Annotated in this window: 18 protein-coding genes and 2 tRNA genes; 1 reads left to right on the top strand and 19 read right to left on the bottom strand. The window is 62.4% G+C overall.

Going from position 1 to position 23714, the window contains the following annotated elements; genetic code table 11:
- Window positions 1–28: 28 nt before the first annotated feature.
- The 18 genes from coaD to LCQ44_RS07615 all read right to left on the bottom strand — a co-directional run bounded on the left by coaD (window position 29) and on the right by LCQ44_RS07615 (window position 22164).
- On the bottom strand, window positions 29–526 hold the full coding sequence (coaD, locus tag LCQ44_RS07700) for a pantetheine-phosphate adenylyltransferase (RefSeq protein ID WP_195363927.1): 498 nt from the start codon (window positions 524–526) through the stop codon (window positions 29–31).
- Window positions 519–1148 carry a 16S rRNA (guanine(966)-N(2))-methyltransferase RsmD gene (rsmD, locus tag LCQ44_RS07695; protein WP_195363926.1) on the bottom strand — a complete coding sequence of 210 codons (630 nt, stop codon included), beginning with the start codon at window positions 1146–1148 and terminating at the stop codon, window positions 519–521. The genes coaD and rsmD overlap by 8 nt, the downstream gene beginning before the upstream one ends.
- Entirely contained in the window at window positions 1145–3322 is a 2178-nt protein-coding gene (recG, locus tag LCQ44_RS07690) for an ATP-dependent DNA helicase RecG (protein WP_225093508.1), read from the bottom strand. Before recG ends, rsmD begins: the two co-directional genes overlap by 4 nt.
- A 10-nt stretch (window positions 3323–3332) precedes the next feature.
- Window positions 3333–4994: a DAK2 domain-containing protein gene (locus tag LCQ44_RS07685; protein ID WP_225093507.1), complete on the bottom strand. Its 1662-nt coding sequence runs from the start codon at window positions 4992–4994 to the stop codon at window positions 3333–3335.
- Between the two features lie 27 nt (window positions 4995–5021).
- Window positions 5022–5411, bottom strand: coding sequence for an Asp23/Gls24 family envelope stress response protein (locus LCQ44_RS07680; protein WP_187361832.1), 390 nt, complete (start codon window positions 5409–5411; stop codon window positions 5022–5024).
- A 161-nt stretch (window positions 5412–5572) separates the two neighbouring features.
- Window positions 5573–5647: transfer RNA gene (locus LCQ44_RS07675), tRNA-Asn, on the bottom strand.
- A 34-nt stretch (window positions 5648–5681) separates the two neighbouring features.
- Window positions 5682–5756, bottom strand: a tRNA-Asn gene (locus LCQ44_RS07670).
- A 160-nt stretch (window positions 5757–5916) separates the two neighbouring features.
- Window positions 5917–7266: an RNA polymerase sigma factor RpoD gene (gene rpoD, locus LCQ44_RS07665; RefSeq protein WP_195245813.1), complete on the bottom strand. Its 1350-nt coding sequence runs from the start codon at window positions 7264–7266 to the stop codon at window positions 5917–5919.
- Window positions 7267–7376: 110 nt separating this feature from the next.
- The gene (gene dnaG / locus LCQ44_RS07660; RefSeq protein ID WP_195245814.1) at window positions 7377–9491 is read right to left on the bottom strand and encodes a DNA primase; all 2115 of its coding nucleotides are present in this window, start codon (window positions 9489–9491) and stop codon (window positions 7377–7379) included.
- Window positions 9484–10491: a riboflavin biosynthesis protein RibF gene (gene ribF / locus LCQ44_RS07655; protein WP_225093506.1), complete on the bottom strand. Its 1008-nt coding sequence runs from the start codon at window positions 10489–10491 to the stop codon at window positions 9484–9486. Before ribF ends, dnaG begins: the two co-directional genes overlap by 8 nt.
- Window positions 10488–11420 carry a tRNA pseudouridine(55) synthase TruB gene (gene truB, locus LCQ44_RS07650; protein WP_225093505.1) on the bottom strand — a complete coding sequence of 311 codons (933 nt, stop codon included), beginning with the start codon at window positions 11418–11420 and terminating at the stop codon, window positions 10488–10490. Before truB ends, ribF begins: the two co-directional genes overlap by 4 nt.
- A gap of 15 nt (window positions 11421–11435) precedes the next feature.
- The gene (locus LCQ44_RS07645; RefSeq protein ID WP_161145269.1) at window positions 11436–12479 is read right to left on the bottom strand and encodes a DHH family phosphoesterase; all 1044 of its coding nucleotides are present in this window, start codon (window positions 12477–12479) and stop codon (window positions 11436–11438) included.
- Window positions 12472–12882, bottom strand: a complete 411-nt coding sequence (gene rbfA / locus LCQ44_RS07640) for a 30S ribosome-binding factor RbfA (RefSeq protein WP_195245816.1) — start codon at window positions 12880–12882, stop codon at window positions 12472–12474. Before rbfA ends, LCQ44_RS07645 begins: the two co-directional genes overlap by 8 nt.
- Before the next feature lie 12 nt (window positions 12883–12894).
- Entirely contained in the window at window positions 12895–15609 is a 2715-nt protein-coding gene (gene infB / locus LCQ44_RS07635) for a translation initiation factor IF-2 (protein WP_195245817.1), read from the bottom strand.
- Between the two features lie 91 nt (window positions 15610–15700).
- Window positions 15701–16948 carry a transcription termination factor NusA gene (nusA, locus tag LCQ44_RS07630; protein ID WP_006234042.1) on the bottom strand — a complete coding sequence of 416 codons (1248 nt, stop codon included), beginning with the start codon at window positions 16946–16948 and terminating at the stop codon, window positions 15701–15703.
- 1 nt (window position 16949) lies between these two features.
- Window positions 16950–17444, bottom strand: a complete 495-nt coding sequence (locus LCQ44_RS07625; RefSeq protein ID WP_117637769.1) for a ribosome maturation factor RimP — start codon at window positions 17442–17444, stop codon at window positions 16950–16952.
- A 258-nt stretch (window positions 17445–17702) separates the two neighbouring features.
- Window positions 17703–20279, bottom strand: a complete 2577-nt coding sequence (gene leuS, locus LCQ44_RS07620) for a leucine--tRNA ligase (RefSeq protein WP_138112361.1) — start codon at window positions 20277–20279, stop codon at window positions 17703–17705.
- A gap of 373 nt (window positions 20280–20652) precedes the next feature.
- On the bottom strand, window positions 20653–22164 hold the full coding sequence (locus tag LCQ44_RS07615; protein ID WP_006234046.1) for an IMP dehydrogenase: 1512 nt from the start codon (window positions 22162–22164) through the stop codon (window positions 20653–20655).
- A 193-nt stretch (window positions 22165–22357) separates the two neighbouring features.
- On the opposite strand from LCQ44_RS07615, the gene LCQ44_RS07610 reads away from it, so the two are divergent.
- Window positions 22358–22702, top strand: coding sequence for a winged helix-turn-helix domain-containing protein (locus tag LCQ44_RS07610; RefSeq protein WP_138112359.1), 345 nt, complete (start codon window positions 22358–22360; stop codon window positions 22700–22702).
- Here LCQ44_RS07610 and LCQ44_RS07605 read toward each other — a convergent pair.
- A complete protein-coding gene (locus LCQ44_RS07605) occupies window positions 22692–23663 on the bottom strand; it encodes a PLP-dependent transferase (RefSeq protein ID WP_225093504.1) in 972 nt (323 codons plus the stop codon). The two genes, LCQ44_RS07610 and LCQ44_RS07605, sit on opposite strands and share 11 nt — an antisense overlap.
- Between the last annotated feature and the right edge of the window lie 51 nt (window positions 23664–23714).

Below are 23714 nucleotides of genomic sequence, written 5' to 3'. Positions count from 1 at the left end.
ACCACATGCCACCAGGCATTAAAAAACGTCACGAAAAGCGATGTTTGAGCGCCTTGACCACATTGGACGGAACAAAATTAGAGACGTCGCTACCGAGCGAGGCAATCTGGCGAACCACCGAGCTCGAAATATAGCCGTACTGCGGCGCACTCATGACAAAGATGGACTCCAGCTCGTTATCCAGGCGGTAGTTGAGGTCGGCCTGCTGCAGCTCATACTCAAAGTCGGTCATGGCACGCAGGCCCTTGACCACGGCCCCTGCTCCCTGTTCGCGGGCAAAATCGACCAAGAGGCCGGTGAAGGGCAGCACCTCGACGCCGTCAATATCACCGAGCGCCTCACGGGCCAGCGCCACGCGCTCGTCGAGCCTAAACGTGGTGCCGACGCCGTTTTTGCCCTGCGACTCGGCAACGGCCACGATCACGCTGGGAAAAATGCGGCGGGCGCGACGAATGACGTCGATATGGCCAAACGTGATGGGATCGAAGGTGCCCGGGACGATTACGCGGTTAATGGTGTCACTCATGGGCATCCTCCGTGGGTGCGTCGCTATCGTTGCCATCATCCTCGCCGTTGCCAACCCAACGAAGCAGGTCGACCGAGGTTATGCCATAGCGCTTCTCCCGCATGGTCTCAAAGCCGGCCGGGTGAGCGCCCGTATCGGCCGCGGCGTGCTCAAAGAGCGCGTAGGCACCCTGCGCCAGCAAGCCTTGCTGAGCTAGGTTCTGTAGCAGCTCCTCGACCGGCTCAGCACCAAAAGCATAGGGCGGGTCGAGCAGAACCAGGTCAAAGGGACCGCCCGGCACGCGGCCGCGCGAAGCGCTTGCCAGCACGTCGCCCGTCACCACGCGCCAGCGTGCACGGTCGCGGCAGAGCGACTCGATATTCTTGGTAATCAGACGAGCAGCGTTGCGATCGATCTCGAACGTGGTGAGCGAGCGGGCACCACGCGAGAGCATCTCGATGCCCAAGGCGCCGGAGCCGCCAAAGGCATCCAGCACGCGGACCTCGTCCAGATCGAAGTCGAATGCCGACATGACCATAGATGCGCACGCCTCGCGCACGCGATCGGTCGTGGGGCGGGTGACATCGCGACCACGGGGCTCCTCGATCTTACGACCGCGCCATTCGCCGCCGATGATTCTCATCCTCCGCTGACCTCCTTAAAGATGTGTCGATACCGCATGGCGACCGCATCGCGCAGAGGACGCGTCGCCACGGAGTCAAGGTTGCAAGCATACCGCAAGAGCTCGACCGCGTCCAAATGGGCCCATTCGATCAATTCCTCGTCGGCATCGAGGTCAACAAAGCGCAAGGTCACGCCGCCATGCTGGCGGTAACCCAGGATTTCACCCTCGTGGCGCAGACGCAGGTCCATCTGGGCGAGCGTAAAGCCGTCCGAGGTCTTTTCGAGCGACTGGAGACGGTCTTGTGCCGCCGATGCGCCGCCGTTGCCCTTGGAGTGCGTCATAACCAGGCAGGTGCCCGACACGCTGCCGCGGCCCACGCGGCCGCGCAGCTGGTGCAAGGCAGCCAAACCAAAGCGCTCGCCATTCTCGATAACCATGACGGTGGCATTGGGCACGTCGACGCCCACCTCGACCACCGTAGTCGAGACGAGCACGTCAATCTCGCCACGCTTGAAGGCATCGATGACCCGATCCTTCTCCCCCGCCGGCATGCGGCCGTGAAGGCGCTCGATAGTGAGACCCGGCAGCGCCAGACGCAGGCGATCGAGCTCGGTCGCCGTATCGTGCAGCGGCACGGGGACCGTCACGCGGCCCTCGTCGTCGCGGGCGATACCGGGCACGTCCTCCAGCTCATCGGCCGAGTCACTCGGCTCCACGAGCGGGCAAATCACGTAGGCCTGCTGCCCCTTCTCGTGAGCCTCGCGAATGGCGCCATAGGCGAGGTCTCGACTCGACTCGGTGAGCACGCGTGTCGTCACGCCAGCGCCAGGGACTGGCCGATGGCGGATGATACTCGTGTCCAGATCGCCGTAGACCGAAAGCGCCAGCGTACGCGGGATGGGCGTTGCCGTCATAACGAGCAGATCGGCACCGGGGCCCTTCGCGCGTAGTGCGTTGCGTTGGCCTACGCCAAAGCGGTGCTGTTCGTCGATGACAACAAGCGACAAGTGCTTAAAGTTCACGTCTTCGGAAAGAACAGCATGGGTGCCAAAGAGGACATCGAGCTCGCCGGACTGCAGCTGCTCATGGATCCGCTCGCGCTCGGCCGCCGGAGTGGCACCCGTCAGAAGCGCCCAGGACATGCCGGTCTGCGAGAGCAGAGGGCCGGTCTTATCGGCATATTGGCGCGCCAGCACGCCCGTGGGCGCCATAACGCAGGCCTGCGTGCCGCTATCGGCAGCCACAGCCAGCGCGCAGGCGGCAACGGCGGTCTTACCGGTACCGACATCGCCCAGCAGCAGACGGTTCATCACGCGCCCGCCATCGCACATATCGTGCAGGATATCTTGGAACGCGGCCTCCTGCTCGTCGCTCAGCGAAAACGGCAGGGCTTGCTTGAGCACGGCCAGGTGCTCGCCCGCGGTGTGGGCATAGGGAACCACATCGACCAGACCGCCGTCGTTGCGCAGACGCAGCGCGAGCTGCAGGTACAGGCACTCCTCATAGGCCAAACGGCGGCGCGCAATGTCGCGCTCGGCCATACTCGAGGGAAAGTGAATCGAACGAAGCGCACGGGCACTGCTCATGAGCTTGCGCTTTGCACGCAGTGGTGCCGGGATGGGATCGAAGGGATTGCCGACGAGCTCAAGAGCACCGCTCACGATGCGACGCATCCATGCCTGGCTCACGCCGTCACTTACGTAGTGGACCGGCAAAATGGTACCCGCAGCACGACCGTCCTCAAGCTTTTCAAAGTGCGGCGAGGCCATCTGCTTAAAACCGTAGGCAAATTCAACCTTACCCATCACGGCCAGGCGGTCGCCCTGCTTAAGCTGCTGGGCAATCCAGGGCTGGCGGAAAAAGGCGACCTGCAGCACGCCCGTATCGTCAAGGAGTGAAACCTCGGTCACCTGCATACGCGGACGAGGCCGCTTTTGGACAATACGATCGACCGTGGCGATGATGGTGCACACGGCACCGATGGGCGCCATCTCGATGAACCAAGAACGGGTAAAGTCGAGGTATCGATGAGGGATATGGAGAAGGAGGTCCCCCACCGTCCGAATTCCCAGACGGCGAAGGGCCTCCTCACGTTTACCCGAAACATATTTGAGTCGCGCGATATCCTCGTCGAGCGCATTGCTCTGGGCAAAGCGCTCCGAGACGCGCGGCACGGAGCACAGCTCGGACATGGGCAGTTGCCTACTCGATCGAGAAGATCACGGGATAGAGCGGCTGCTCGCCACGATGGGCGTCGATCTCCAGATCGGGCTGAGCCTCCTCGATAGCGTCGACGATCTCCTGGAAGTCCTCATCGGACAGCTCCTCGCCGGCCAGAATCGTCAGCGCGTCACCCTCCTCTTCCTCCTGCATGCGGTTGATGCAATCGAGCGTGACCTGCTTCACGTCGGAGCCGACCACGTCAATGGAGCCGGCAATGATACCCATGACGTCACCGGAGTGAATAGGCGAGCCGTCGGAGGCGCTGGAATCGCGCACGGCACGGGTGACCTCGCCATCGCGGACCTCGCTGATGGCGTCGACCATAGCGGCGACGGCATCCTCGAGCTCGGAATCGGGCAGGACCGCAAACAGCGCGGAGAAGGCCTGCGGAACGGTCTTGGTGGGAACGACGGCGACCTTCTTGTCGGTGCAGGCAGAAGCTGCGGCCTCGGCAGCCATGCGGATGTTACCGTTATTGGGCAGGATGATGACTGAGGTCGCGTTGACCTGGTCCACCGCGCCCAGCAGGTCGGCGGTCGAGGGGTTCATGGTCTGGCCACCGGAGACGACCACGTCGACGCCAAGGGACTTGAGGATGTCGGCCTCGCCGGAACCGGCGGCAACGGCGACAAAGCCCAGCGCCTTGGCGGGCTCGGCGGCCTTTTCCTGATCCTCGTGGATCTTGGCGGTACGGTCGTGGGCCTCCATCTCCATGTTGTGGATAAAGACCTCATAGATCTGACCGAGCTGCAGCATGTGCTCGAGCACCAGGTTGGGGGTGTTGGAGTGCACATGGATCTTGTAGTCGGGATAGGCGCCCACGAGCAGCTCACAGTCGCCCATGGAGCCTAGGAACTTAAGGCACTCGTCCTCGTCAAACGGGGCGTCGGCCTTAAAGAGGAACTCGTTGCAGTAGCGGAACTCCGAGCCCTCCCAGTCGTCGTTAGCCTCGATCTCAACGCGACCAAGGGCCGCATCGCGGGCAGAGCCAGCGGAATCAAACGTGGCGGAGAAATCCTCGACAACGGTGCTGCGGCCAAGCGCGGCGGCAACAAAGTTCTCCAGGAAGATGGCAAAGCCAAAGGCGCCGGAGTCGACCACGCCGTTCTCCTTCAGAACGGGCAGCAGGTCGGGCGTGCGAGCAACGGACTGGTACGCCTCGACGACGATAGCATCGAGCGCATCCTCGGCCGAGAACTTCTTCTTCTCGCACTCATCGGCCTTGGTCGAGACATCGCGCAGGACCGTGAGGATCGTGCCCTCGATGGGCTTGCGGACAGCCTGGAAGGCAACCTTGACGGCGCGACGGAAGGCGAAGGCAATGTTGGCGGACGTAATAGGCTCGTCGGCAGAGACAAGACCCTCGGCCACGCCGCGAAGAATCTGCGAGGTAATAACGCCGGAGTTACCGCGAGCGCCCATGAGAGAGCCGTGGGTGATGGCACCGGCGATGGCCTGCATATCGGCATCGGCGGGAAGGGCAGAGAGCTCCTTGGTCACCGAGGCGAGCGTGAGCGACATGTTGGTGCCGGTATCGCCATCGGGTACGGGGAAGACGTTGAGCTTGTTGATCTCCTCGGCCTTGTCGGAAACGGCAGCCGCAGCGATCGGAAAACAGGTGCGAATGGTCTTTGCAATCATGGGTATTTGAATCTCCGTTTTCGGATGCTAGTTCAGACGGCTCTTGAGCGCGTCGATATGGATGCCGATCTTAAGGCTGGCGGGATCGATCTGGGCGATCTCCTGCAGGGTGAAGGCAACGGAGCTCGAAAGATTGTGGCAGACGGACTTCATGTTGACGCCGTTCTCGAGCACGACGTGAAGATCGACCGTAAGGCCGTTCTCGTCGGCGGAGACAAGCACGCCCTTGCGGAGGCGCTGACCGGCAAGCAGGCGCACGCTCTCGGCGCCTTGGAGCTGCTCAGCCATACCGACGACGCCATAGCACGTCATCGCGGCATAACCGGCAATATCGGCAATAACGTCGTTCGAGACGCTCAGGCTGCCGTTAATGGTCTCAGACACAAGAATCTCCTTATCTGGTGCTCGCGGCACCATGTCGTGGGAGCAATCATTGCAATATTCTACAACGACCGCGCCATGTTGAGGTGGTGGGTCGCGGGATTACATCCTCGACACGAAATGTTGATATGGCAACGTTCGAGTCAAGTGGTCGCGGCATGAAAAAACCCGCCGCATAAGCGACGGGTTTTACAACCTGGCTCCCCGGGTAGGACTCGAACCTACAACAGCGCGGTTAACAGCCGCGTGCTCTACCATTGAGCTACCGAGGAATTTAAAAGCCCAGCGGAATGGGCTGAGAAATTCTGGCTCCCCGGGTAGGACTCGAACCTACAACAGCGCGGTTAACAGCCGCGTGCTCTACCATTGAGCTACCGAGGAATAGGTGCATGCTCTCAAGCAACGAAGTTTATTATACGGACGAATCAGCTTAGGGCAAGAACTTTTTTGAGATTTTTTCCGACCTAGTCATTGGGGACGTCCCCAATGACCACATGAAAGCGCCCCCAAGCGGATGTGCTTGAGGGCGCTTCTTGCTTGACTAGCTTTCGATATAGTCTTTGAGCTTGCTGCTGCGGCTCGGGTGGCGGAGCTTGGCCAAGGTCTTGGACTCGATCTGGCGGATACGCTCGCGCGTGACGCCAAACTCGCGGCCGACTTCCTCGAGCGTGCGGGGATGCCCGTCGACAAGGCCAAAGCGCAGCTCGATAACCTTGCGCTCACGATCGGCAAGCGAGTCGAGCACCTGGGTGAGCTGCTCCTGCAGCATGGAGAAGCTGGCGGCATCGGGCGGAACGATAGCCTGGGAGTCCTCGATGAAGTCGCCCAGCTGGGAATCCTCTTCCTCGCCGATGGGGGTCTCGAGCGACACGGGCTCCTGCGAGATCTTCTGGATCTCGCGAACGCGGTCGGCGCTCATGTCCATCTCGGCACCGATCTCCTCGGGGGTCGGGTCGCGACCCAGGTCCTGAAGGAGCTGGCGCTGCACACGGACGAGCTTGTTGATGGTCTCGACCATGTGCACGGGAATACGGATGGTACGGGCCTGGTCGGCGATAGCGCGCGTAATGGCCTGACGGATCCACCACGTGGCGTACGTGGAGAACTTAAAGCCCTTCTGGTAGTCGAACTTCTCGACGGCGCGGATCAGACCGAGGTTGCCCTCCTGAATAAGGTCCAGGAACAGCATGCCGCGACCGACATAGCGCTTGGCGATGGAGACGACCAGACGCAGGTTTGCGCTGATGAGTGCCTGCTTGGCTTCGAGACCCACGTTCTCAATGCGCGTAAGACGACGCATTTCGGTACGCGTGAGCTCGAGCTCGCCTGCCTCGGCAGCCTCGAGCTTCTCGGTGGCCTCAAGACCGGCCTCAATCTTCATGGCCAGATCGACCTCTTCGGAGGCGGTCAGCAGGTCGACCTTGCCGATCTCCTTGAGGTACATACGGACCGGGTCGCCGGTCAGCATCACCGTGGAGGCATCGATGCCGCGCACGCGGGAGCGTGAACGGGACGTGCGCACGGTGCGCTTCTTCTTGCTCTTGGAAGAACCCATCTCGGCGTCGGCCTGACGGGCCATCTTGAGCTCGTGATCGTCGAGCGAGCCGGAATCGTGCTCGTCGTCGTCATCGAAATCGTCGGTATCGGTATCGTTATCGTCATCGTCGACGTCCATCGGGGCGTCGTCGTTTCCGCTCGCGGAGATAATCTGGATGCCGCTGTTGCGCAGCGCGGAATACACCGCGTTGAGCTGCTCATCAGTAACATCGATATCCTTCAGGGCGACCTGAATCTCGTCCTCGGTTACCGAAGTCCTGTTTGAGCCGTTGCCCATGAGCTTTGCAACGTAGGATTCCAGCCCAGTACCCGTGCTCTCAGTCTTTTTTGGCACAGATTCTCCCTTCGTAGTCCACAGGACTCAATACTTTAGCACACACATGGACGTCTATACCCAAAATAAAGACAGGATATAGGCGAGAATACGCTGGTTGACCACAACATCTAGGCCTGATCGGCGTCCGTGGTCTCCAAACCGATCAAACGGAACGGGTCGGCCACGCCTCCGATCGACTTTTGGAGCTCGCGCTGGCGCTGTGAATCTTGCACCGCCTGCACAGTCAGCACGCGACGGTCCTCATCGTCGAGTGAACGGTCCTGACGCAACTTGGCCTGCGCAGCTCGCATGCGACGTTTGATGGTGTAGAGCTCGAGCGTATCGAGCATAAAGACGATGTTCGTCTCGGTCGGGTGCTTACTCGTTGCCGAAATGCGCCCGGCGCTGACAAGCGACGCCGCCTCGGGACACACCGCGCGCGCCGCATCCATGCAGGCAGCAGGATCGGTGCCCGGCGGCGTCGCGAGCACGGCCCACGCAATGGACTCGTGACGCGGGTCGACCCACTCGATAGAACAAATGCGATCGGCATACGTGCGGAACAGATCGGGGTAGCTCGTGAGCATCGTCAGCAGCTCGCGCTCCCCCGCCAGGGATTTCCGCTCCAGATCGGTCAAAACGATCGGCATCGACGGAGCCGCCGCCGCGCTTGAACCATCGGCAACGGGCGCCGCGCTTTCCATCCCCGCTGGCACATCGATTGGCGGCAGATCCTCGTCGGCCTCCACCGGTGTCGCCCCATAGGCATCAAGCGGAACGTAGTCGTACGGGTCCTCCTCGACCGGTGCGGACACCGGCGGCGTCGCACCCGCGGCCCAGGCACCGCGAGACGTCCCCTGCGAACCAGACGCCCGACCGCCCGCGCTGCCCGAGCGCTCAGCTTGCACGCGTTGACGCTCGTAGTTCTGCTCACGGCGGCGCTCGGCATCCTCGCGCTTGGCGACATCGCGAAACACACGGCCCGAGCTCGCGCGCACGGTCTCCAGGTCCAAACCCAACAGATCGGCAATCTGGATAAAGTACGTGTCGATCATATAGCTGTCACGTAGCGGATAGATGAGCGTCAGCGCGTCCTCGAGCGCCTTGGCGCGACCGCCCGGTGTGGTAATGTCGCTCGACTCCTGTAGCGAACGGTACACAAAGTCCATGAGGGGCTCGGCGGCATCGATGCGCGCTTGCAGTGCCTCGCCACCATGCGCCGTGATGAACTCCATGGGGTCGTTGCCGTCGGGAAGCACCACGCAGCGAAGATCCATCGAATCCTGCTCGATAAACTGAATCGCGCGACGGGCAGCCTTTTGACCGGCAGCGTCGCCATCGAACATATATACAATGCGCTTGGCAAAACGAGTGAGTGTCTTAACGTGATGTTCCGTCAGCGCCGTGCCCAGCGTGGCGACAACGTTTTTGATCCCTGCCTCCCAGCAGGCGATGCAGTCGGTATAGCCTTCCACCACGATGGCGGTATCCTGCGCGACGATAAACTCCTTGGCCCAGTTAAAGCCATAGAGGTTTCGTTTTTTATGAAACACGCTCGTCTCGGCGGTGTTGAGGTACTTGGGCTGACCATCGCCCATGATGCGCCCGCCAAAGGCGATATTGTGACCCTGCTCATCAAAGATGGGAAACATCACGCGGTCGTAAAAACGGTCCGCGAGCTGCCCGCGCCCGCGGCTCACGGCCACATTGGCGTCAATCATCTCCTGCGGGGTAAAGCCCGCCTGCGACAGATGCGACACCAGCGCGTTGCGACCCGGCGCAAAGCCCAGGCAGTAGCGGCGACAGACGTCGCCGCCCATACCGCGGCTGGCGAAGTACTCGCGCGGACGGCTGTCCTTACCGCGCATAAGCATGGTGTGGTAGAACTGAGCCGTCTCAGCGCACAGGTCATAGATGCGGGCACGCTTGGTGCCTCGATCGCGCTGCGCACCGGTATCGTGCAGTTCAATGCCCGCACGGTCGGCCAAATAACGGATCGACTCGGGAAAACTCAGGTTCTCGCGCTTCATGATATAGGTGAAGACGTCGCCGCCCTCGCCGCAGCCAAAGCAGTGCCACACCTGCGTAGAAGGGATAATGTGAAACGAGGGGGTCTTTTCGCCATGAAACGGGCAGCAGCCCCAAAACTCATGGCCGCGGGGCTTGAGCTCAACCGTTTCCTGCACGATGGCAACCAGGTCCGACGCCGCGCGTACCTGATCTTTTTCCTCATCGCTAATCACGGATACTCACCCCCTGCTCACCCAAGTTATGAAGAATATCGTCGATATTACCCTCGACGGTCGCGATCAACTCGTCCAGGGAATCGAACACGCGAGACGGACGCAGCCAGCGCGTAAACGCCAGCGACACCGAGGCGCCATACAGGTCGCCCGCATAGCCGATCAAGTTGGCCTCGAGATGCGCCGAGGCGGCATCATCGGCATAGGTCGGCGGCAGGCCGACATTAACGGCAGCGGGCCATACGGTATCGTCGACCAGCACCAGACCCTCATAGACGCCATCGGCAGGCACCTGGATGCCGTCGGGCACCTGGATGTTTGCCGTGGGAAAGCCCATGTCGGAGCCCTCGTGACGGCCAGCCGCCACAACGCCGCGCAGCATATAGGGACGGCCGAGAAGCTCGGCAGCCAGCTCCACATGACCCTGACCCAGCTCATGGCGGACGCGCGTGGCGCAGACGGTCTGCCCGTTAACGCAGAGCAGGTCGTGACCGTAAACGTCAACCCCACGCTCAGCGCCCCAGGCGCGCATCTCGGCAACGCCCGAAGCGCCGCCGCGGCCGAGCCTAAAGTCGCTGCCGACACGAATGGAGCGAATGTCGACAACGCGCGACAAAAGCGCCAGAAACCCGACATGGTCGAGTGCCGCCACGGCAGACGTAAAGGGAACGGCCACCACCGCATCGACCCCGGTTTGGGCCAGGGCATGCAGGCGGTCAGCCGTCGTCATCAATTTTTGAGCGGGCGAAGGACTCACCACGACGTCCGGGTCAGGATCGAAAGTAATCACGACCGCTTTGCTGCCGTGATCATGCGCATCGCGAATAACCGCATCGATCAGCTCTTGGTGCCCACGATGTACGCCATCAAACACGCCAATGGCGATTGAAGCGGCACCCAAGAACTCGCACCCATCAAATGCATCGGCAGAAACGATAGGGGCCTCATCCAACTCACCCGCGAAAAAGATACGCGCGAGCTCGTGAGGCGCCAGCATCATCGAACACCGCCGATCGCCTGCGGAAAGACGTGCTCCATCACAAAGCGGCCGCCCTCGATACGAGCAAGCGCCTTCAATCCCCCATCGAGCACGAGCGCGAACGGCGCCTTCGCCATATCGAAATCCGCAAGCGCGCGTTCAACGGGAATGCGGCGACCACAAAGCAGGTCGTCTGCAAGATTACCCAGCAAATCGACACGCGTGGCACCAAGGGCGGCGATGGGATCCAGAGCGAAGCCGACAGCGGACTCGGCAGAGAGTTCCTCAACCGCATGACAGGCGCCAATGGAAACCACGCCGGAGGCCGTACGGCGCAGCGCGGAAATATGCGCAGCACTATCGCAGGCGCGACCCAGATCGCGAGCAAGCGCACGAATGTAGGTGCCTTTGCTTACCGAAAAGGCCACGGTCCAGACGCACGTTTCGCCCTCGCCGCTCACGGCGATCAGGTCGGCGGCATAGACCTCGACGGGGCGCGGAGGCAAGTCTACCGCATTGCCCTCGCGAGCACTCTTATAGGCACGAACGCCATTGACCGAGATGGCCGAAAAAGCTGGCGGCACCTGCAACTGCGGGCCAAGCATAGCGGCCAGCTGCTCACGAGCGTAAGCGAGATCGTGCAGCTCGGGGGCAACGGGTACCGTGCGGACGGCCTCGCCCTCCGCGTCATCGGTATTGGTCTCGACGCCAAACGAAATGTCGGCGACATAGCTTTTGGTATCGAGGGTTAGCATGCCCAGCAGACGGGTCGCCTGGCCGACGCCCACCACCATGACACCCGAGGCCATGGGGTCGAGCGTACCGGCATGGCCGACGCGTCGCTCATGGAGGGCGCGTCGGCACTGCGAGACCACATCGTGGGACGTGCAGCCCACCGGCTTATCGACAGCGAGCAGCATATTCAGTTGTGAAGGCGTACGACGAGCCATGTACCATCCAAAATGTTAGAGCTCGACGGTCACCGAAGCGGGATCCTCCCCCACCAGCTCGGCCAGCATGGGAAGTGCCACGGCGAGCGTCTCGCGAATCGTTCCGTTGTTGGAAAAGCCGGCGGCGGCATGATGCCCGCCACCGCCAAAGTTGGCAGCGATCTCGGACACATCGAGGTCACCCTTGGAGCGCAGGTTGCCGCGCACCTTGGTATCGCCCTCGATGCCCTTTAGGAACAGGCAGACCTCAACGCCCATCACCGAACGCACCACATCGACCAGACCGTCGCACTCATCCGAAGTGACGCCGCAGGCCTCGAGGTCGCTCTGGTACGCATAACTATATGCCACACGACCGTGCGCCACGGTCTTGATACGACCCATAACGATGGACTTGAGATGCAAGAACTCTACGCGCATGCTCTGGTAGACCTCGAGCGCGACGCGCGCCGGATCGGCACCGTGCGCGACCAGGCGCGAGGCGGCATGGAACGCAGCAGCATCGGCGTTTTGGTACTGAAAACGACCGGTATCGGTCACCAGGCCGCACAGCAGGCAGGTCGCGACACCGTTGCGAGCCACAATGCCGCAATTGTCTAAAAAGCGGTCGATGATCATGGCGCAGGCCGCGGCGCCGACGCACCTCAGGCTCAGCTCGGCAAATTCCTCACGCGCCGGATGGTGATCGAAGCACACCACATGAGACGAGCGGCGGAGCACCTCAGCGGAGTTGTTCAGACGCTCGACGACCGGCACGTCCACCGAGATGAAAAGGTCCGGATTGCCGGTATACGCAGATGCGGGCACCAGACGGTCGGCGCCCTCCATAAAGCGGTAGATGCGCGGAACCGGGTCATCGTCTGCCAGCAGCAGGGCAATGTCCTTGTTGGGGAAAAACTTCATAAGCGATAAGCCCAGACCCAGCACGGAGCCCAGGGCGTCACCATCGGGAGACGTATGTCCCGAAATCGCAATGGAGGACGCACCCTCGATGAGCTCGAGGATGCGTCGCTGAATATCTGCAGACTCGCACGATGCGAGGTCGGCGGAATTACTCATCTAAAGCTGCCTCCTGGGCGGCATCCGCTATGGGATAGCCGTCCTCGTCCTTTTCGATCGCAAGCGTGGCGGGAACGTTTTCCAGCGCGCGCGTGATGCGCTCGGCCTCATCGGTCGAGCGATCGATGCGAAAATCGAGCTCGGGCGTGACGCGCCAATCGAGCGAGCGGGCCAACAGGCTACGAATGCGGCCCTTGGCGCTGGCGAGCGCCTCCATGACCTCCTCGTAGCGGCTCGCGTCGCACGACACGTACACGCGCGCGAACGAACGGTCCACCGCGACCTCGACCGCGGTCAAGGTGACCAGGTCGAGACGCGGATCGGAAACCTCAAAGAGCAGGATATAACCGAGCTTCTCGCGAAGCTGCTCGCCCAGACGGCGGGTTGCCTGCGTTTGCTTCATAGCGCTACCCCCCTACTCGGTACGGGCAACCTGGTCGATGCGGTAGCCCTCAATGGTGTCGCCAGGCTTGATGTCCTGGAAGTTCTCCAGGCCAATACCGCCCTCGGAGCCGCTCTTGAGGCTCTTGGCCTCGTCCTTGTAGTGGCGCATCGAGGCGATTTTACCGTTGAAGACCACGATGCCGTCGCGCACCAGGCGCACAGAATCGGTCGCGGCGATCTCGCCCTCTTCGACGCGGACACCGGCGGCGATGCCGACCTTGGGCACCTTGAAGGTGTCCAGAACGGTCGCAGTACCCGTGGAGACCTCGACCTCGGTGGGCTTGAGCATACCGATGCGAGCAGCGTCGAGGTCCTCGAGGCACTTGTAGATGACGTCGTAGCAACGGATCTCGACGCCCTCGCGCTCGGCAGCGGAGCGGGCCTTGCCGTCGGGACGGACGCCAAAGCCGATGATGATGGCGTTGGAGGCGTCGGCCAGGACGACGTCGGTCTCGTTGATGGCACCAACGGCGGAGTGGATCGTGTTGATACGCACCTCGGACTGATCCATCTTGTCGAGAGAGTCCTGAAGGGCCTCGATGGAGCCCTGGACGTCGGCCTTGATGATCAGGTTGAGCTCCTTGACCTCGGCGTCGGCGATGGTCTCGAAGAGGTTCTCGAGCGTCACGTGCTTCACGCGGCTCTGCTCCTCGATACGGGCCTTGAGCGAACGCTCGTCGGCCAGCGCACGCGCCTCGCGCTCGTCCTCGAACACGCGGAACTCATCGCCGGCGTTGGGGACGGACTGCAGGCCCAAGATCTCGACGGCGTCGGAGGGACCGGCCTCGGTGACGGCGTTGCCCTTGGGGTCGAGCATGGCACGGACGCGGCCATAGGTGAGGCCGGCGACCAGCGTGTCGCCCACGCGCAGGGTACCGCGGGTCACGAGCACGGTGGCAACCGAGCCGCGGCCCTTGTCGAGCTTAGCCTCGAGGACGTTGCCCGATGCGAACGTATCGGGGTTGGCCTTGAGCTCGAGCACGTCGGCCTGGAGCAGCACGGTCTCGAGCAGGTCGTCGATACCGATCTTCTGCTTGGCCGAGATGTTGACGAACATGTTCTGTCCGCCCCACTCCTCGGGGATGATGCCGTACTCGGTGAGTTCCTGGCGCACGCGGTCGGGGTTGGCACCCGGCTTATCGATCTTGTTGACGGCGACGACGATGGGAACGCCGGCGGCCTTGGCGTGGTTGATCGACTCGATGGTCTGGGGCATGACGCCGTCATCGGCGGCCACGATCAAAATGACGATATCGGTCACCTTGGCGCCGCGGGCACGCATGGCCGTAAAGGTGGCGTGACCGGGGGTATCGATGAAGGTGATCTTGCGGTCGTTGATCATGACCTGCGAAGCGCCGATGGCCTGGGTAATGCCGCCCGCCTCGCCGGCAGCGACGCCGGTGTGGCGGATGGCATCGAGGAGGCTCGTCTTGCCGTGGTCGACGTGGCCCATGACGGTGACGACCGGGGCACGCGGCTTAAGGTCGGCGGGATCGTCGTAGAACGAGAAGGTGTTCTCCTCCTCGGGGGTAATGATCTTGATCTGGCGGCCCAGGTCGTCGGCAACGAGCTCGACGAGGTCGTCGGACATGGACTGCGTCATGGTAAGCGGCGTGCCCAGCAGGAACAGGCGCTTGATGATGTCGTTGGCAGGAACGTCGAGCGCCTCGGCGAGCTCCTGGACGGTAACGCCCTGGGAGACCTTGATGGCGTCGAGGTCCTCGGGGTTCACGCCCTGGGCCAGCGCCTCCTCAATCTTGCGCTCCTCCTGAGCCTTTGCGGCCTCGCGCTCGCGCTTCTCCTTGCGCTTTTTGCGACGACCGGTGGACTCGCGAGAGGCCTCCTCGACGGCGGCACGAGCCTCCTCGAGCACCTTCTCGCGGCTGTACTCCTCGGCCTCGCGAGCCATGCGGCTGTAGTGGTCCTCTTCGTTGTTGTGACCGCCCTTGCGCTTCTTGCCCTTACCCTGCTTGTCGGGGTTGGGGAAGTCCATGCCGGCAGCGACGTTGTTGCTGGCATTGGTGCGATGGCTGTGCGGACGGCTCTCGGAGGCGTTGCGCTCGGAGTTGTTATCGGAGGCGTTGCGATCGTTACGACGGCCACCGCGACGGTCGTTGTTGCCGCCACGACGGTTGCCGCGCTCGGCAGCGCGCTCGGCCTTGGCCTTCTCCTCGGCGTCCTTCTTCTCCTTGAGCACAGTCTCCTGTGCGGCGATCTGGTCGAGCAGCGAACGGAAACGCGAACCGGAGTCGGAAGCGGGAACGGCGCGGCGCTGGGCCTCGCGGGCAGCCTCCTCCTTCTCGCGGGCAAGGCGCTCCTGCTCAGCCTTCTTCTTGGCCTCGGCCTCGGCACGGGCGGCCTCCTCGGCAGCCTGGGCGGCGGCGAACTGGCGGCGCTCCTCCTCGCGTGCCTTCTCGGCGGCGATGCGCTCACGCTCGGCCTCGGCAGCGCGCGCTGCCTCCTCGGCGGCGGCTGCCTCCTCCTCGGCCTGCTTGGCGGCCTCGACTTCCTTGGCGCGGGCCTCGATCACCGAGGCGAGCTGCTTGCGGACCATGGCGACGTAAGCGTCCTCCAGGGCGGAGGAAGCGGACTTAGCGGGAATCTTCATTTCGGCAAGATGACCCATCAGTTCCTTGGAGGTCATGCCGAACTCTTTGGCCAGGGTGGACACACGGACTTTTGCCATATGACTTCACCTACCCTTTCTGGCACCTTGGGTGCCTAGAGACTGAACGAGCGTGGAAGACGCGCCGGGACCCGCCCGGCGCGAACGCGCGCTAGATCAGGTCCTCCGCATCATCGAAGGCGTCGGTGTCGTGGACACCGCAGAAACGGGAGCCGGGACGAGCCTGGTTGCGGCACTGGATACCGTCCTCGGACACGTACTCGCAGCGGCGGACGTCCTCGTCCTCCTCGTCACCGATCAGGTCGGCGGCGGGCTCCTCGTGAACGGGAACGTTCTTGAGGATGTCGGCGGCAAGCGTCTCGGACTTGATGTCGATGTGCCAGCCGGTCAGGCGCGCGGCGAGGCGGGCGTTCTGGCCCTCCTTGCCGATGGCGAGGGACAGCTGGTCGTCGGGCACGATGACGCCGGCGTAGGCCTTCTCCTCGTCGATGAGGACGCGGGTGACCTTAGCGGGCGACAGGGCGTTGGCGACGTAGACGGCCGGATCGGCATCCCACAGGATGACGTCGACGCGCTCGCCACGGAGCTCGCCCACGACGGCGCGAACACGGCTGCCCTTGGGGCCGACGCAGGCGCCAACGGGATCCAGGCGATCGTCGAGCGAGTGGACGGCGACCTTGGAGCGCTGGCCGGGCTCGCGGGCGATCGACTTGATCTGGACGGTGCCCTCATAGATCTCGGGCACCTCCTGCTCAAACAGACGACGCATGAGCTCGGGGTGGGTACGGGAGATGACAATCGGCGGACGGCTGTGCTCGCCACGAACCGGCTGCAGGTTGGAGTTGGGGTCGCGAACGTCGATGATCACGGCCTTGATGTGCTGGTTGTGCAGGTAGCGCTCGCCCATCGGACGCTCGTTGCGCTCGTTCTCGTAACGGCGCTGATCGAAGTGCGGCAGCTCGGCCTCGACGCCTTCGCGAATCTTGACGATCGTGAAGTCGGGCGTGGACTGCAGCACGGTACCGCTGATGAGGTCACCGATGCGGCCGGAGAACTCCTCGTAGATCTGCTCGCGGGCGGAGTTGCGCACGATGGCGTTGATCTCGGCCTTGGCGTGCTGGGCAGCGATGCGGCTCGTGTTCTTGGGGGTGACGTCGATCTCCTCGAACTCGGTGAAGTTGCCCTCCTCGTCCATGGAATCGTCGATCGGCTCCAGGCGGTAGACGTAGATCTTGCCGGTGGTGCGGTCGATGGTCACCTTGGCGCCCCACTCAAGATGCAGGATCTCGGCATAGCTCTTGGCGAGCGACTGCTCCAGGCGGTCGATCAGGTAGAGCTGGTCGATGTGCTTCTCCTGGCAAAGCTCCATCAGGGCGGACATCATGTCGGATGCTGCCATCTTACTTTCCTTCCTTCGCGGGCTTGAAGTCGTAGGTGGGCTTCAACTTGCACTTTTTAACATCAGAGAAATCGAGGGTGACGGACTCGCCGTCCTCGAGCTCGAGGGTCACGTCGGTCTCGGTCGAAGCGGCAATCTTGCCGGCGTACTTGCGACGGCCCTCGGTGGCGGTGGAGGTGAGCTCACAGTTCTCGCCCACAAAGCGGGCAAAGTCGCACGGGCGGCGCAGCGGGCGCGCCATACCCGGGCTCGACACCTCGAGCGTATAGCTCGAAGAGATGGGGTCGAGCTCCTCAATCACATCGCCGACCCACTTGGTGTTGGCCGTGACGTCATTGAGCGACAGGCTCTGGCCCTCGGCACCCTCGATACGCACACGCACGCAGGGGGCCTTGGTGGCACCCACGAGCTCGACGTCAACGATGTCGACATCGTGCTGGGGAGCAACGGCCTCGAGCGCGTCGATGATCGCCTGCTCGGTCTTAGTTTTGACCATTGCGGCACCTCCATCCATACAAAAAAGAAGCGGGGCCGAAACCCCACTTCTTTCAATTACAACTTCATTTGCAAGCAAACTATACCAATACCTGCGAAAACGTGCAAGCGTCAAAGAAATTCGCAGGTCAGCGCGCCCACAGCATCTCCACAAGAATAGGACAATTGACCGAAGACACCATGGCAGGTACATGCAAAACGAGGGACGGCCCAAACGGACCGTCCCTCGTTTATTGCATGTCAGCTTTGCGCGCAGCGCTTACTTGACCACCAGGTTGACCAGCTTGCCGGGCACGCAGATGGCCTTGACGACCGTCTTGCCCTCGAGCCACTTGGCGACGGCGGCCTCGGCGGCAGCCTGCATCTCCTCGTTGGAGGCATCGCGGGCAACGTCGACGCGGCCGCGGACCTTGCCGAGCACCTGGACCACGATCTGCACCGTGTCCTCAACGGACTCGGCCAGGTCGAACTCGGGCCAGGCGGCGGTGTAGGCGTTGCCCTCGCAGCCGAGGGCCTCGTGCCACAGCTCGTCGGCCCAGAACGGGCAGATGGGGGCAAGGACGCTCACGATATCCTTAGCCACGCCGTAGCACAGCGCCTTGTCGCGGGCGGTACCCTCGGTGGCGTTGAGGTAGGCGCTCGCCGCGTTGACGAGCTCCATGACGGCCGAGATCGCGGTGTTGAACTGGCCGCGATCGAAGTCCTCGGTGCACTTGGCGATGGTGCGGTGACGCTCGCGATAGAGCTTCATCGCAACCTCGTCGAGCGCGGACTTGTCGAAGGCCACGTTGGCGTCACCGGACTGGACGAGCTGCCAAACGATACGCCAGGCGCGCTTGATGAAGCGGTTGGCGCCCTCAACGGCCTTGGGATCCCAGTCGAAGTCCTTCTCGGGCGGAGCGATAAACAGGATCGCCAAACGCATGGTGTCGGCGCCGTAGGGCTCGATGACCGAGCTCGGGGGCACGACATTGCCCTTGGACTTGGACATGGTGTCGCCGTTCTCGTCCTTGACCATGCCCTGGCACAGCAGGTTGGTGAAGGGCTCGTCCACGCTCAGCAGGCCCAGGTCGCGCAGCGCCTTGGTAAAGAAGCGACTGTAGAGCAGGTGCAGAATGGCGTGCTCGATGCCGCCAATGTAGTTATCGACGGGCATCCAACGGTCGGCGGCCTCTCGGGAGAAGGGCAGCTTGGTGTTGTGCGGATCGGTATAGCGCAGGTAATACCAGCTGGAGCAGGTGAAGGTGTCCATGGTATCGGTCTCACGCTTGGCCGGGCGGCCGCACACCGGGCAGGTGGTCTCGTAGAACTCCTTGCACTCGGCAAGGGTCTCGCCTGCGCCCAGGTCAAGGTTCTCGGGCAGCGTCACCGGCAGCTGATCCTCGGGTACGGGCACGATGCCGCAGTGCTCGCAGTGGATGGCCGGGATGGGGTTGCCCCAATAGCGCTGGCGGCTGATGAGCCAGTCGCGCAGACGAAACTCGACCTTGCGACGACCACAGCCCATGGCCTCGAGGTCGGCCACGATTGCAGCCTCGCCCTCGGAGTGCTTACCACCGCGCATGCCGGTGTACTTGCCGGACTGGACGAGGGTGCCCTCGGCAGCGTGAGCGCAATCCCAGTCGACGGTCTCGGCATGGAAGGTATCGATGGTCTCGCCGCTGGCCTCGACGGCAGCGCGATCGTCATCGTCTAGGATGATCGGCACGATCGGCAGGTCGTACTTACGGGCAAACTCAAAGTCGCGCTGGTCGCCACAGGGAACGGCCATGACGGCACCGGTACCGTAGTCGGCGACGACATAATCGGCAACCCACACGGGGACCTTCTCGCCGTTGACGGGGTTTACCACATAGCGGCCCGTAAAGGCACCGTGCTTCTCGAGGGTGCCCTGGGCACGCTCGACGGCAGAGATATGCTTGGAGTCCTCGACGATCTTGGTGACGGCCTCCTCGTACTCCGTGCCCTCGACGAGCTCATGCAGGCCGGCGTACTCGGGAGCCAGGACAAAGAAGGAGACGCCAAAAAGGGTGTCGGCACGCGTGGTAAAGACGGTGATCTTGCCCTCATCGCCCTCGATGGGCTCGCCATCCTGGTCGCACAGGGTAAAGTCGACCTCGGCGCCCTCGGAGCGACCGATCCAGTTGGCCTGCATCTGCTTAACGCGCTCGGGCCAGCCGGGGAGCTTCTCCAGGTCGTCGAGCAGCTCCTGAGAGTACTCGGTAATCTTGTAGTACCACTGCTCAAGGTCGCGCTTCTCAGGCTCGGTGCCGCAGCGCCAGCACTTGCCCTCGGTAACCTGCTCGTTAGCCAGAACGGTCTTGCAGGTGGGGCACCAGTTGACCGGGTTCTTCTTGCGGTAGACCAGGCCCTTTTCCCACATCTTCTCAAAGATCCACTGGCCCCAGCGGTAATAATCGGGGCTGCAGGTCTTGACCATGCGATCCAGATCGTAGGAGAAGCCCATGCGCTTCATCGTGGCGAGCGCCTGGTCCATGTTCTTATACGTCCAGGCGGCAGCCTGCGTGTTGTGCTTGATGGCGGCGTTCTCGGCAGGCAGGCCAAAGGCGTCAAAGCCGATGGGATGCAGCACGTCATAGCCGCGCATGCGGGCCTGACGGGCCATGGCATCGCCGATGGTATAGTTGCGCGCGTGGCCCATGTGCAGGTCGCCCGACGGATACGGGAACATCTCGAGCACGTACTTCTTGGGCTTGCTGTCGTCGGTGTCGACAGCAAAGAGGTTGGAGTCCTCCCAGGCCTTCATCCACCGGGACTCGATGGCCTGCGCGTCGTAAACAGGAATCTCGTCCTTATGATCTGTGCAATCGCACATATCAGCTCCTTTGTTATCTCGGTTGGGGCGGGGCGTTCTTACCTTTGCTCGCTGCTGCGGACAGTCCTGCTCGCACGAAGAGCACATTAAGTGCTCTTCGGCTCGTGCGGAACTTGCAGCGAGCAAAGGTAAGAACGCCCCGCCACATCGTTAACTCGCATGATGATAGCAAATACAACAAGCGAGATGCCTGCGACTTGCAGGCATCTCGCTTTATCTAAATAACGTGGTTGGGAATCAACCTTTGTCTGAAACTCGTTCTAGCACGAACGGGTTTTCCAGGTGCCGCAGATTGCCGTGAAAGAGGAGCGTCGCGTACTTTGGTACGCGAGCGACGGTTTGAACGGCAAGGTGCGGTGCTTGGGAAAGCCGCTTAGCGGTAGCTGACGCTTTGCTGGGAGTCCTTCACGACAACGTCGTGGGCGCCGCCTTCGACGATGGAGGTGGAGCTGACCAGCGTTAGGCGTGCCTTTTCCTGGAGCTCGGGGATCGAGAGGGCGCCGCAGTTGCACATCGTGGACTTAACCTTGTAGAGCGTGCCGCCCACGCCGTCCTTGAGGGATCCGGCGTACGGGACGTAGGAGTCGACGCCCTCGACGAAGCTGAGCTTCGCGGCGCCGCCCAGGTCGTAGCGCTGCCAATTGCGAGCACGCGCAGAACCCTCGCCCCAGTACTCCTTCATGTACTGGCCGTTGACGTTGACGCGCTCAGTCGGGCTCTCGTCAAAGCGGGCGAAGTAACGGCCCAGCATCATAAAGTCGGCACCCATGGCAAGGGCAAGCGTCATGTGGTAGTCGTAGACGATACCGCCGTCGGAGCACACGGGCACGTAGACGCCGGTCTCCTCGTAGTACTCGTCACGGGCGCGGCAGACGTCGATCAGCGCGGTGGCCTGGCCACGACCGATGCCCTTGGTCTCGCGGGTGATGCAGATGGAACCACCGCCGATACCGACCTTGATGAAGTCGGCACCGCAGTCGGCCAGGAAGCGGAAGCCCTCGGCGTCGACAACGTTACCGGCACCGACCTTGACGTCCTCGCCGTAGTTGGCGCGGATCCACTCGATGGTGCGCTTCTGCCACTCGCTGAAGCCCTCGGAGGAGTCGATGCACAGGACATCGGCACCGGCCTCGATGAGCAGCGGCACGCGCTCGGCATAGTCGCGGGTGTTGATACCGGCGCCGACCATGTAGCGCTTGTCGTTATCGAGCAGCTCGTTGGGGTTAGTCTTGTGACTGTCGTAGTCCTTGCGGAACACAATGCCCATGAGGTGATCGTTATCGTCGACGATGGGCAGGGCGTTGAGCTTGTTGTCCCAGATAACGTCGTTGGCAACCTTGAGGCTGATGTTCTTGTCACCCACGATGAGCTGCTCACGCGGGGTCATGAACTCGGAGACCTTCGTCTGGTGGTCATCGCGGCTGGGGCGATAGTCACGGCTGGTGACGATGCCCAGGAGCTTACCCTTGGGAGTGCCGTCGTCGGTGACCGGCATAGTGGAGTGACCGGTCTTCTCCTTGAGCTCGATGACCTGCTCCATGGTCATGTCGGGGGTCAGCGTGGAATCGGACTGAACGAAACCGGCCTTGTGATCCTTGACGGCCTTGACCATAGCGGCCTCGGACTCGGCGCTCTGGGAACCGTAAATGAAGGACAGGCCACCCTCGGTAGCGAGCGCGACACCCATATCGACGCCCGAGACGGACTGCATGATGGCGGAAACCATGGGGATGTTCAGGGTGATTGCCGGCTTCTCACCGCGCTTAAAGCGGGTTAGCGGCGTCTTAAGAGAGACGTTGTTGGGGATGCACTGCGAGGACGAGTAACCAGGGACCAGCAGATACTCCGAAAACGTGTGGGACTCACCGGGAAAGAACGTAGCCATGTTTCTCCTTTTTCCATGCGACCGGTCGGCTGCAGGCCTCGTAGGACCCAGCCCAACCTTGGGCGCCCAATACTGGGGAAGTATCTTAACGCACTTTGACTGCTACAATGCATGATTTAAGAAGAGCACACGAGGGTTTGACGCAGGCTTTGCGTTTGCCCAGCAAACACTTTAGCGGGGAGACGTGGAGCGTATGGAGTACAAGACGACGGCAAAGTTGGTCATTCAAGCGTGCGACAAAGATCTGCCGGGCGTGTTTGGACACGGCTGCGTCTTGCTGCTGCAGGGTATCGCCCGCGAGCACTCGCTCAACCGCGCCGCCAAGAGCATGGGCATGGCGTATTCCAAGGCCTGGCGCATCGTGAACGAGGCCGAAGGTCAGCTGGGCTGCAAACTCATCGAGCGCGACGGCGCCCGCGGATCCACCCTCACCCCCGCCGGCGAGCGAGCCATAGCGGTCTACGAGGAGCTGCGGGCCGACGTCAACAACGTCATCGCCACCAAAGCAAGCGACCTCATCGCAAGCATTAAAGAGTAGCTAGTTTACGAAGGGCATTGTCTAGGGCGGACGCTACGACCAGGGGATTGTCGGTGCCGGCGAAGAGACGGATGGTGCTCCCCTGCTTGCCGCGTGGGGCCGAAAGGCGCGTCGCTGCGCCGCCGGCGAGCGATGTGCGGAACTCCCCCGACAAAGCATCGAACAGCTCCCCTGCGCTAAGCTCGATAAGATCGAATTCAACTGCCGGGCCAAAACCATGCTCGAGGATCCCCGTTGCAACCACATGGTCGGGATGCGAGCTCAGCCCGGGATAGCGCACGTTGCGTACCATCTCGTTCGCAGCCAAGTACTCGGCCAGCGCACGGGCGCGGTCGAAATGTGCCTGCATGCGGACATCGAGCGAGTCCAGCCCGCGCTCCAGCACACCGGCCTCGTCAGCAGGCATATCAAGCTTGGCCAAGCCACAGCCCTCAAGCAGGGCATGCGCGCACTCAGCCGCGGCATCCACACGATGACGCTTGAGCTGCGAGCGCGCCACCGAAGCGGCAACGAACTTGCGCGGCGCCTTACCAGCACACACGCGGTCGAGCGCCTCGAGCGACAGCACGGCACCCAGCCGCAGCGGATCGCAGCCAAAAGCCGACGCCACGGTGTTGTCCACAACCAACAGCGCATGGGCCTCGCGAGCCGCACGACCCAGCGCACGCAGATCGGGCACGCGCAGACCAAACCCGCCGATGGAGTTGACAAACCACCACAGGTGCGGCCCCTCGGCATCAAACGAAGCACCATAGCCCTCGGAAGCAGCAGCAAACGCCGCAACCGACGGCGGGTCCACGAGAACAACATCGCAGCCATCAAAGCCGCGCTCAAACGCATCGGTAAAGTCATCGGCAAACGCGACCAGGCGGTCACCGGGACGCACAATCCCCAGCTGAGACAGCGCTGCTGGCACATGCGAGGCCGCAAGCAACCGCACCTCACGCGCGCCGGCTCTCAAAGCCCAAGCCTCTTCTAGCTGTTGCACGTCCACGCGGCACCGTCCCTTCAC

The organism is Collinsella aerofaciens, assembly GCF_020181355.1.
Lineage (GTDB): Bacteria > Actinomycetota > Coriobacteriia > Coriobacteriales > Coriobacteriaceae > Collinsella.
The sequence above is the reverse complement of the archived record's forward strand: the minus strand, read 5'-3'. Positions and strand labels throughout refer to the sequence as shown.

Bases quoted from the DNA above. Each gene is read 5' to 3' on its own strand.
- LCQ44_RS07685 (WP_225093507.1), bottom strand. From the start codon at position 4,994: ATGATTGCAAAGACCATTCGCACCTGTTTTCCGATCGCTGCGGCTGCC.
- LCQ44_RS07625 (WP_117637769.1), bottom strand. From the start codon at position 17,444: ATGGTCAAAACTAAGACCGAGCAGGCGATCATCGACGCGCTCGAGGCC.
- LCQ44_RS07680 (WP_187361832.1), bottom strand. From the start codon at position 5,411: ATGGTGCCGCGAGCACCAGATAAGGAGATTCTTGTGTCTGAGACCATT.
- rsmD (WP_195363926.1), bottom strand. From the start codon at position 1,148: ATGAGAATCATCGGCGGCGAATGGCGCGGTCGTAAGATCGAGGAGCCC.
- LCQ44_RS07610 (WP_138112359.1), top strand. From the start codon at position 22,358: ATGGAGTACAAGACGACGGCAAAGTTGGTCATTCAAGCGTGCGACAAA.
- LCQ44_RS07615 (WP_006234046.1), bottom strand. From the start codon at position 22,164: ATGGCTACGTTCTTTCCCGGTGAGTCCCACACGTTTTCGGAGTATCTG.
- infB (WP_195245817.1), bottom strand. From the start codon at position 15,609: ATGGCAAAAGTCCGTGTGTCCACCCTGGCCAAAGAGTTCGGCATGACC.
- ribF (WP_225093506.1), bottom strand. From the start codon at position 10,491: ATGATGCTGGCGCCTCACGAGCTCGCGCGTATCTTTTTCGCGGGTGAG.
- truB (WP_225093505.1), bottom strand. From the start codon at position 11,420: ATGGCTCGTCGTACGCCTTCACAACTGAATATGCTGCTCGCTGTCGAT.
- leuS (WP_138112361.1), bottom strand. From the start codon at position 20,279: ATGTGCGATTGCACAGATCATAAGGACGAGATTCCTGTTTACGACGCG.
- rbfA (WP_195245816.1), bottom strand. From the start codon at position 12,882: ATGAAGCAAACGCAGGCAACCCGCCGTCTGGGCGAGCAGCTTCGCGAG.
- LCQ44_RS07645 (WP_161145269.1), bottom strand. From the start codon at position 12,479: ATGAGTAATTCCGCCGACCTCGCATCGTGCGAGTCTGCAGATATTCAG.
- recG (WP_225093508.1), bottom strand. From the start codon at position 3,322: ATGTCCGAGCTGTGCTCCGTGCCGCGCGTCTCGGAGCGCTTTGCCCAG.
- coaD (WP_195363927.1), bottom strand. From the start codon at position 526: ATGAGTGACACCATTAACCGCGTAATCGTCCCGGGCACCTTCGATCCC.
- nusA (WP_006234042.1), bottom strand. From the start codon at position 16,948: ATGGCAGCATCCGACATGATGTCCGCCCTGATGGAGCTTTGCCAGGAG.